This window comes from Nocardia carnea, from assembly GCF_029869215.1.
Lineage (GTDB): Bacteria > Actinomycetota > Actinomycetes > Mycobacteriales > Mycobacteriaceae > Nocardia > Nocardia carnea_B.
The window spans coordinates 1-9725 of record NZ_JARWPM010000093.1 but is presented as its reverse complement, the minus strand read 5'-3'; the positions used below and the strand labels follow the sequence as shown (position 1 = coordinate 9725).

Here is a 9725-nt window from a genome sequence, read left to right as displayed (position 1 = left end):
CTTTTTCCCCCCCCCCCGCGGGGTCCGCCCCGGCCGGGTCGCCCCCCCCCTTATCGCCAAGGCCCCGAATTTACCCGCGTGGGGCGGGGGGCGGGCTTCTGTACGCCCACCCGAAGAAGCCGACCGCCAGCTCCTCCTCGGCGGTCGGCGCGGCGACCTCGACATCTTCGGCGGTGATCGGGCTACCGGGCGCCTGGTCCCAGGTCGCCTTGCCGTACGCCTGGACGAAATACGGGTAGCCGTCGGCCTTGCGGTACAGCGCCTCGAGGGCCTCGTCGGAGAACTTCACCTCTTCGCGCTCCGCCGGGGCGATGAGCGCCCGGTCGGCCGACTCGCGGTCCAGCCGATCGATGCGGTGATAGCTGAACAGCCGCTCCGAATAGCTCCGCGAGGCCGACAGCACCGCGGGCAGATGTGGCAGGCCGGCGCCCACCACGATCAGCGGCGCGGCATCCTGGCTCAATTCGTGACAGGCACCGCAGATGGCCGAGATATCCGCCGGACCCAGATCCTGCATCTCGTCGATGAATATCGCGATACCCACCCCGATATCCGCGGCCAGGCCCGCGGCCTCGGTCAGTAGTTCCACCAGGTCGATCTCGATATCCCCGGAATCCGCGCGACCGGTGACCGCCGGGACGTCGATACCCGGCTGCCAGCGCTCCCGCATGCCCTTGTCCGCGGTGGCGCGCAGCGCGAACGCCTTGAGGATGCCGAGGAAATCGTCGACTCGTTCGCTGTTGTGGTGGGTCTTGGCGATCGCCCTGGCCGCCATATGCAGCGCCGAGGACAGCGGGCGACGCAATTCCTGGTCGGGACGGGCCTCGATTTTCCCGGTGCCCCAGCCGCGGGCGCCGGCGGACGAGCGCAACTGGTTGAGCAGGACGGTTTTCCCGACCCCGCGCAATCCGGTGAGCATCACGCTGCGTTCCGGGCGGCCCCGGGCGACGCGCTCGCAGACGATATCGAAAGCGTCCAGCTGTTTACCGCGTCCGGCGAGCTCGGGCGGGCGTTGACCGGCGCCGGGCGCATACGGGTTCCGCACGGGGTCCATAACTCTCCTACCGTAGCGGCCGATGGGGGAATATGGGCGAATCTATGCCGTGTCCTAGACGGGCCTATCCGAAGGTAGCGGGGAAGCGCGCAATCGACCCGGATAACGACCGACACGCCCACCGAGACCGTGCCGTGATCTCGCCGCAGCCGGAGAATCCCTTCCGGCGCAGAGCTTTACACCTGTACTCCCAGCTCGCGCGAAAACGCCGCTCGTTCGGCTGGACAACACCGGGTAGGCATCGTAACCTCTTTGTGACTTAGTGGAGTCGAGTCGTTTCGTCAGTGAGGCGGCGCCACGGGTCACCGCCATCGCAGAATGCCGCGAACTGTGTACGACGCGCGTTCGACGATGGTGGGAGAGCACTAAGATCGGAGACGGAGCTCGGTGGGTAAGCACAGCTTGCAGCGAGAATCCAAGCTGCCAAATTCTGTCAAGGGCGCGCTCGTCATGGGTACTCTGGCCGCCACCACGGGCACGATGCCCGCGATTGCCTCGGCCGCGACGACCACGATCGACGTCCCGGGTATCGGCAAATTCGATGTCGAGGTTCCGGACCAGTACGCCGCCCAGGCAGAGCAGCTCAACCAGCAGCTGAACCAGGCGCTCGAGCAGGCGCCGAAGATGATGCCGGGGGCGCCCGCACTGCCGAACTTCGCCCCGCCGCTCATGCCCGAACCGCCGAAGCAGCAGACGGCGGCGGATATCGCCCTCGAGGCAGCCAAGACCAAGGTCGGCGCGATGTACTCCTGGGGCGCCGCGGGTCCCTACAACTTCGACTGCTCCGGCCTGGTGCAGTGGGCCTACAAGCAGGCCGGTATCAAACTGCCGCGCACCAGCTTCGAACAGTCCCATGTGGGTGCGCCGGTGGCATTCCAGAACCTGCGGCCCGGCGATATCGTCATCACCAACGGTGGCGGCCACGTGGGGATGTACGCCGGTGACGGCCTGCTCCTGAACGCGGTGCAGTCCGGCGAGCCGGTCAGCTACACCAGCCTGTCCCCCGACGATGTGGTCACTGCCCGTCGTATCGTCTAAGGAGTGAGCTCCGCTCCCTCCACGCCGGACATCGGTCCGGCCCAGGCCCGGGTCGACTCCTGGGTATGGGCGGTCCGGTTGTTCAAGACACGATCGGCTGCCGCGGCCGCGTGCCGCGGTGGCCATATTCGCGTCAACGGTGCCACTGCCAAACCGGCGCAACCGGTGCGGCCCGGTGACGAGGTCCGTATCCGCAGCGGCGGTATCGAGCGGATCGTCATCGTGGAACGCGTGATCACCAAACGGGTCGGTGCTCCGATCGCCGCCCAATGTCTGATCGATCGCAGTCCACCCCCGCCGCCGAAGGAAGTTCTCGCCTCCCTTCCGCAGCGGGACCGCGGAACCGGCCGCCCGACGAAACGGGAGCGCCGCGAAACGGACCGCCTCCTCGGCCGGACCGAGCGCTGAATCCAGTCCGCGTACCTTCCGGCGAGTCCACCGGCCGCTCCCATGTGCTCGGGTCGCGCCCGGACGCCGTCCACTTGCCGAATGCACCCGCGTTGCCCGATAGGTCCCGCGTCGAATCGCCTGGCCGCCGCCGATAGTGACCCGAATCGGGCGATTACCCGTTTCTTTCATGGATCCGAGAAGCACATCGGCTCTCGGGCCGTGGCACTAGCCCGGCTCCGTCCACGACCGCGTGGATGCCGGTGCTGTTTCCGGCGCCGTGCCGACCCCGCCGATCGGCGTGGAGAACACGGCGAAAAACGCGACCGGATCCGCGGCCGTGAGCTCCAGAAGATTGGCGGCAGCCGGGGAAATCCGGACGAACCGCCGCGCCAGCCGCCCGGCATTCGGGAGCGGGTCTCGCGGTTCCCCCGGCGCCGTGCCCACTGCGCCGGCGCCCGCCGCCCGTGCGCTGCCCGTGGTCACCGCGGCCGCGATCGCGGTGTCTTCGAATACCTGTGCCGCGTGGACCACTCCGCGGATCGTGCACCCGGATTCGCGGATATCGCGCAACGCGTTGTCGAGATCGAGCCGGTCGGCGGTATCGCAGCGCACCACCACCAGCCGGTCCTCGAAACCGTCGAGCAGCGGCGGGACCGGGCGCGGCGAACGGGTGGGTACCAGGACATCGCGGGCACCCGAGACCAGCAACCGGCGCACCACCACCGATCCGAGTGCCCCGAGCCCACCACTGACCACATACGTTCCCGCCGGATCGATGGGCATCGGAGAATCCAGCGCCACCCGAGCGGTCAGGAAGCGGATAGCCCTGTTGGCGTCGACCATTCGGGTCCATGCGATGATATCTGTGGGTGGGAGGTCATTGTGGTGCCGTATCGAAGCCAGCGTTCCGGCCCCCGCGACCTCCGCCCGCATATCTCTCCCGGTGCGGCCGATCCCCGGGGAATCCGGATGCGTCCGGTGGCCATCGCGTTCGGTGGCGTTTGATCCGGTCGAATCCGCTGCGGCCCAACCCTTTCCGTTTTCCGGCGCCGACGCTGCGCGGCCGTTGGGCCCCGCGGTCTCGGGCCGGTTCGCGTCCGGCTCACCGGCGTCTTCCCGGGGGCCGCTCGCGGTGGCGCGGACGGCCTGGACCTGGGCCAGGCAGGTCAGGAAGGTCGTGCCCTCGTCGTCGCGGCGGGCGGCCGGGTATACGGTGTGGGCGAACCGCCCGGTTGCCCGCACCGCATCGCAGAGCACCGGATCCGGGCCCACTTCCAGCACAATGGCCGCCCCCGAGCGTTGCGCCGATTCGAGTGCCGATTCGAGTTCTACTGTGCCGGTGAAGTTCTCGATCCAATAGTCGACGCCCGCCGCGGCCGAATCGAGTACCCCGCCGCGCCGGGCGGTGGAATACATCGGGAGCCGTGGGGTGACCGGATGCAGCGGGCCGAGCTCGGCGCGTAACGCGGGCGCAGCCATGGGGTGGGCGTGCGCGGGCGAGAACACGGTGGACGGTGCCGTGGCGATACCGCGCCGCTCGGCGCGCCGCACGACGGTGTCGACAGCGCGTCGCGCACCCGAGACCAGTACCGAATGCGGCCCGTGTACAGCCGCGATCGCGACCCGGTCACGCACCGGCTGCACCAGCCGCGTCACCTCCGATACCGGTGCGGCGAGTTCGGCGACGATATCGGTGGTCGCGAGCCGGCGTGCGGCGCGGCCCCGCGCGACGGCCAGCCTGGCGGCATCGGCCAGGGGCAGCGCGCCGGCGGTCACCGCCGCCGCGACCTCGCCGAGGCCGTGCCCGATCACCGCGTCGGGCCGGACACCCCAGGAGACGAGAAGTGCCGCGGTGGCGACCTGGAAAGTGAAGAGCGCGGGCTGGGCGAATTCCGGATCGCGGTATCGCAGGTCGGGCCACCGGGCCGCACCGGGCTGCCGGAACCCGTGCCGCGGCGTCCATACGCGCGGCCCGCCCGCGGCCACGACGGCATCTCCGGTTTCGGTCACCGCCGCGGCGAAGGCCGGGTAGCGACCGGCCAGCGTCCGTCCCATCCGATCGTGTTCCCCGCCGTCCGGCGAGAACAGGAAAACCACCCCGCTGCGCGAACCGGTCATGGGCTCGGCGGCGGAGACGGCGGCGTGCGGACCTGACGGACCGTGCGCGAGTCCCACCGGCTACTCGGCATGCTGTGCGTCCAGCTCATCGGCGTGCCGTGAATCCGACACAGCAACTGCGGGTCCGGCCTCACGCCACGATTATGCCGGAAGAATCCGGTTCGCCGGACAGCTCGCGGGCCGGTGGAATTCGAGTCCGGACCACGCCCGGACGGGTCCGCGCGTCGCGCAAACCCACTGCAGCAGTTCAGCTCTCGTATGCCGGGACCGAACCCGCTCGCCGCGAGCTGGTTCTTAGGGGGCGCCGGATATCCGGGGCCCGCCGGCCAGCCGTCGGCGGCGATGAGGTCGGCTCTCTGGTAGCCGACGCGCGCCGGCGCCACGACTCGACCTCGGCCGCCACCGCCGCCACAGCGGCGGGTCGGCGGGTGGCCGGCCCGGCAGGGCCTTGGGCTGGCGGGCACCCGCCGGCTGCGCCGAAGGGCAGGTCCGATGTGCGGCGGCGCTTTGATTCTCGAGATCTGACAACCACGGTCGCTTCCACGTCTGCGCTTTCCCGGGCGTGTTCGAGCCCGGACCCACGGCCGATTCGGCGCATCCGGATTCGTACTCGCCGACTGGGTCACATCCTGGACCGTGCGCACCCCCCGCACCTGTGGCTGATCGTCGAAGAGGCGGCGCCGGCCCGCCGGATCGGTGGATCGCGAATCCGGTCGGCGGGTGCGGCCGGCGGCGGACCTCGGGGGCAGTTCCATCTGGCTGTCCGGGCCCGGTGCGGCCGGTACCGTTGCGGTGTGGCTGCTTCCGTCGATGGACGAACCCCGACCGTGCCCACCCTGCTGCGCTGCTGTGCGGCACTGGCCGCCACCCCGGCGCGGCTGCTGCGTCCGCGTAAGGCCGATACCAGGTTGCTGGCACGGCTGGAATCGGTAGCGCCGCCGCCGGTGCGGGCACAGGTCGAAGTAAGTGTGCTGTTGCAGGGCCGGATGAAAGCGCCGACCACGATCGTGGCCGAGGGCGTACGTAGTCTCGGGCATCTGCCGATGGCGATGGCTGCCTATCTGGTCGAGCATCCGCAGGCCCGGTTCCTGGTGGACCCGGCCCTCTGCGCCCATGTGCACCGGCGCGTGCTGCCGTCCCTGCCGTTCCCGGTTCCGCTGCTGGTGGCCCCGGACAAGCCGGTACTCGGCCTGGGCGACGCCTTGGCCGCCCGCGATATCGATCCCGCGAGCATCGATTTCGTATTGCCGACGCATCTGCATTGGGACCATGTGTCCGGCCTGCTCGAACTCCCCGATTCGGTGCCGGTACGACTGCCCGCCGCGGAGTTGAGCTGGGCGCTGGACGGGCCGCACGCGCCGGCCGGTGTGGTGCGGGCGCCGTTGCAGGGCCGCAGTCTGGACCCGCTCGAACTGGACGGACCGCCGGTGCTCACCTTCGAGCGCAGCCTGGACCTGTTCGGGGATGGTTCGGTCTTGCTGGTGGACCTCGCCGGGCACACTCCGGGCAGTATCGGCATTCTCCTGGCCACCGCCGGTGATCGCCGGGTACTGCTGGCCGGTGATGCGGTGTGGAATCGGCTGCAGATCACGATGGTCCGGGAAAAAGCGCCGATGCCAGGGCAATTGTTCGATGCCGATCGCGACCGCGCCTTCGAGACCATCCATCGCCTGCACGGGTTACCCGCGGATATCGAGGTGGTCGCCGCCCACGACTACGAGGCGGTCGCGGCCTTGGCGGCACACTGAACGCTGCCGGTGCACCATCGGCACCGCGCGGGTCGAGCACGGACACGTCGACCACCGGAAGCAGCGTCCCTGTCCTCGAGGGCCGGTCGCAGTGGGGGGGGGCGGGGCGGGGGGGGGTCCGCGGGGGGGGCTTCCGGCCCCCCCGCGTTCCGGCGCCGGATCTATCGCCATACCTCCGGCGCGGGCCTGGGGATTCAGGCGGAAACGAACCTCGCCAGCCGGGCGTTGATCAGTTCCTCGGCCTCGGTGACCATCCGGCCGATCAGTTCGGCACAGGTCGGGATGTCTTCGATCAAACCCTGGCAGAGGCCGACCGACCAGATCCCGGCGTCCAGATCGCCCTCCTCGAACACCCGCCGGCCGCGGGCGCCGGACACGAGTTCGCGCACGTCTTCGAACTTGCCGCCGGCCTTCTCGATTTCGACGACCTTGCGGCTGATCTCGTTGTCGGCGACCCGCGCGGTGTTGTGCATGGTGCGGAAGATCAGCTGGGTGTCGCGCTCGGAGTTGGCGACGATTTTTTCCTTGACCTGCTGGTCGATGGAGGATTCCTGGGTGCACAGGAACCGGGTGCCCATGTTCACGCCGTCGGCGCCCAGCGCCAGCGCAGCGACCAGGCCGCGGGCGTCGGCGATACCGCCGGAGGCGATGATCGGGATGGTGAGCGCGCGGGCGGCCGCGGGAATCAGCACCAGACCGGGCACATCGTCCTCACCGGGATGCCCGGCGCATTCGAAACCGTCGATGCTGACGGCGTCCACGCCGATCTTCTGTGCCTTGAGTGCGTGCCGGACGCTGGTGCACTTGTGCACGACCTTGATACCGGCCTCACGGTAGGCGGGCAGGAACGGCTCCGGGTTGCTGCCGGCGGTTTCCACGATCTTGATGCCGCTGTCCACGATGGCGCGCACATACTCTTCGTACGGCGGCGGGTTGATCGACGGCAGGATGGTCAGGTTCACCCCGAACGGCTTATCGGTGAGTTCGCGGGTCCGCTCGATCTCGCGGCGGAGATCGTCGGGAGTCGGCTGGGTGAGTGCGGTGATGAAACCGAGCCCCCCGGCATTGGCCACGGCGGCGACGAGTTCGGCCCGGCCGACCCACATCATCCCGCCCTGCACGATCGGATGTTCGATACCGAAAATCTCGGTGAACCTGGTCCGCAGCATCGCGTGCTCTCCTCACTTTCCGCGGATAGTCCGCGCATGCTGCATGGTGCCATGCGGATCACAGCGCGATCAACCCTGGAAGTGAGTCGTGATTCGCATAAGTGACCGGATTGTGAGTACCTGGTCGGCCTGCTGATGTGCCGGTATCGTCGCAAATACGCGCGTCAACGCGCGTGAACTTCTGTCACGGCCCCGTTCCTCCGGATTAACCGCTATTCGACCCCGATTTCCTTGCCGCTGCCGAAGTGAATTGTTATTCTGCCGACATGTTCACACCGCGTGTGGCGCCGGACACTCCGGCGGGTCACGCGGTACCGAGAGGAGTACGTGGGATGACCACCGGTGCGCAGGCCCTCGACGAGCCGATCCGTTCGCGTCGCAACCACTGGAACAACCAGATCGCCACGCACGCGATGATGCGGCCCGACGAGGTCGCGATCCGTTTCCGCGGCGCCGACACCACCTGGCGTCAGCTGCACGAACGGTCGCTGAAGTTCGCCGACGCGCTCGCGCGCCGCGGCGTCGGCTTCGGTGACCGGGTGATCATCCTGGCGCTCAACTACCCCGAATATCTCGAGGCGGTTTTCGGTATCAACGCGCTCGGCGCGATCGCGGTGCCGGTGAACTTCCGGCTCACCCCGCCCGAGGTCGCCTATATCGTCGGCGACAGCGGAGCGAAGGCCGTGGTCACCGATACCGTGCTGCAGCCGCTGGCCACCGCGGTGCAGGGGCAGGCGCCCGGGCTCGAGCACTGCTTCGTGATCGGCGGCGGCAGCGGCGACGGCGTGATCGGCTTCGAGGACGCACTGGCCGAGGGCGGGGACCCGCACACCCCGCTGGATATTCCCGAAGACACCCCGTGCCTGATCATGTACACCTCCGGCACGACCGGTAGCCCCAAGGGCGCCATCCTCTCCTACGGCAATATGAACGCCCAAGCCGTCACGTGTATCCGGGCCCTGGGCATCGAGGTCGACTCCGTCGGTTTCTGCACTTCCCCGCTGTTCCATATCGCCGGCCTGGGCAGCCTCGCGCCCGCCTTCATGCTCGGCACCAAGACGGTGCTGCACCCGCTGGGCGCCTTCGACGCCACCGAATTCCTCGACGCCGTCGAGGCCGAACAGGCCACCACGGCGTTCTGTGTCCCGGCGCAGTGGCAGCTGATCTGCGACGAGCCGACCGTCAAACAACGCAAGCTGGCGCTGAAGGCGTTGAGCTGGGGCGCCGCCCCGGCCTCGGACAAGGTGCTGAAGGCGATGGCCGATTCCTTCCCGGATGCCTTCAATGTCGCGGTGTTCGGGCAGACCGAGATGTCACCCATCACCTGCGTGCTGGAGGGTAAGGACGCCATCCGCAAGCTCGGCTCGGTCGGCAAGGTCATCCCGACCATCCAGGCCCGGATCGTCGACGACGAGATGAACGATGTGGCGCCCGGTGAGGTCGGCGAGATCGTTTACCGCGGCCCCACCATGATGTCGGGCTACTGGAACAAACCGGAGGCCACCGCGGACGCGTTCGCCGGCGGCTGGTTCCACTCCGGGGATCTGGTGCGCCAGGACGAAGAGGGTTTCATCTACGTCGTGGACCGCAAAAAGGACATGATCATCTCCGGCGGCGAGAACATCTACTGCGCCGAGGTCGAGAACGTCCTGTTCGCCCACCCGAAGATCCGGGAGGCCGCGGTGATCGGCCGGGCGCACGAGAAATGGGGCGAGGTGCCGGTGGCGGTGGTCGCCCTGAACGATCCCGACGCCGAACTCACCCTCGCCGAACTGGAGCCGTTCCTCAACGAGAACCTGGCGCGCTACAAGCACCCCAAGGATCTCGTGATCGTCCCGGAACTGCCCCGCAACGCCAGCGGCAAAGTCGTGAAGGTGGAACTCCGCAAGGAAGCCTGACCAGCGCCCCCCGCTTCACCTGTGCCCGGACCGATGGCTCCACCGCCGTCGGCCCGGGTCCAGTCGTATCCGGGCCCGGTCGCATCCGGACACAGCCGGATCCGGACCCGGTCGTAGCCGGGCCCAGCCGGATCCGGACACAGTCGGGTCCGAACTGTTCACCTCCGTGGGTAGGGGGCCGCGAGGTTGGGGGGCGGCAGAGCGGGGGAGGGCAGCGGAGGAGCGGGGGGGTGAAGAAAGAGACTTCGGGGGGCCCGAACCCCGGGCGCCCCGGGGGGGGGCGCGGTTTGGGAGCGCTGAAGGAGTTTTT

Annotated in this window: 6 protein-coding genes and 1 pseudogene; 4 read left to right on the top strand and 3 right to left on the bottom strand. The window is 68.8% G+C overall.

Translation table 11 applies throughout. The annotated features are described in order from the left end of the window. Positions 1 to 76 precede the first annotated feature (76 nt). Positions 77 to 1054 (bottom strand): annotated as a pseudogene (locus tag QH276_RS05185) (ATP-binding protein); the annotation flags it as partial. 450 nt (positions 1055 to 1504) lie between these two features. On the opposite strand from QH276_RS05185, the gene QH276_RS05180 reads away from it, so the two are divergent. Together QH276_RS05180 and QH276_RS05175 are read left to right on the top strand one after the other, a co-directional pair. Next, on the top strand, positions 1505 to 2092 hold the full coding sequence (locus QH276_RS05180; RefSeq protein WP_280400422.1) for a C40 family peptidase: 588 nt from the start codon (positions 1505 to 1507) through the stop codon (positions 2090 to 2092). A 3-nt stretch (positions 2093 to 2095) separates the two neighbouring features. Then, complete coding sequence (locus QH276_RS05175) at positions 2096 to 2500, top strand: RNA-binding S4 domain-containing protein (protein WP_280400423.1); 405 nt, start codon at positions 2096 to 2098, stop codon at positions 2498 to 2500. Between the two features lie 207 nt (positions 2501 to 2707). Here QH276_RS05175 and QH276_RS05170 read toward each other — a convergent pair whose 3' ends face one another. Continuing rightward, on the bottom strand, positions 2708 to 4657 hold the full coding sequence (locus tag QH276_RS05170; RefSeq protein WP_280400424.1) for an acyltransferase domain-containing protein: 1950 nt from the start codon (positions 4655 to 4657) through the stop codon (positions 2708 to 2710). Positions 4658 to 5394: 737 nt separating this feature from the next. Between QH276_RS05170 and QH276_RS05165 the strand changes: the two genes are divergently transcribed. Continuing rightward, positions 5395 to 6348, top strand: a complete 954-nt coding sequence (locus tag QH276_RS05165; protein ID WP_280400425.1) for an MBL fold metallo-hydrolase — start codon at positions 5395 to 5397, stop codon at positions 6346 to 6348. A 194-nt stretch (positions 6349 to 6542) separates the two neighbouring features. Here the strand turns inward: QH276_RS05165 and QH276_RS05160 are convergent, their stop codons facing one another. Continuing rightward, complete coding sequence (locus tag QH276_RS05160) at positions 6543 to 7517, bottom strand: NAD(P)H-dependent flavin oxidoreductase (RefSeq protein ID WP_280398230.1); 975 nt, start codon at positions 7515 to 7517, stop codon at positions 6543 to 6545. A gap of 332 nt (positions 7518 to 7849) precedes the next feature. On the opposite strand from QH276_RS05160, the gene fadD5 reads away from it, so the two are divergent. Next, positions 7850 to 9415, top strand: coding sequence for a fatty-acid--CoA ligase FadD5 (fadD5, locus tag QH276_RS05155; RefSeq protein ID WP_280398229.1), 1566 nt, complete (start codon positions 7850 to 7852; stop codon positions 9413 to 9415). Positions 9416 to 9725: the final 310 nt, after the last annotated feature.

Excerpts from the sequence above, each read along its gene's own strand:
- QH276_RS05160 (WP_280398230.1), bottom strand. The coding sequence starts at position 7,517 with ATGCTGCGGACCAGGTTCACCGAGATTTTCGGTATCGAACATCCGATC.
- fadD5 (WP_280398229.1), top strand. The coding sequence starts at position 7,850 with ATGACCACCGGTGCGCAGGCCCTCGACGAGCCGATCCGTTCGCGTCGC.
- QH276_RS05180 (WP_280400422.1), top strand. The coding sequence starts at position 1,505 with ATGGGTACTCTGGCCGCCACCACGGGCACGATGCCCGCGATTGCCTCG.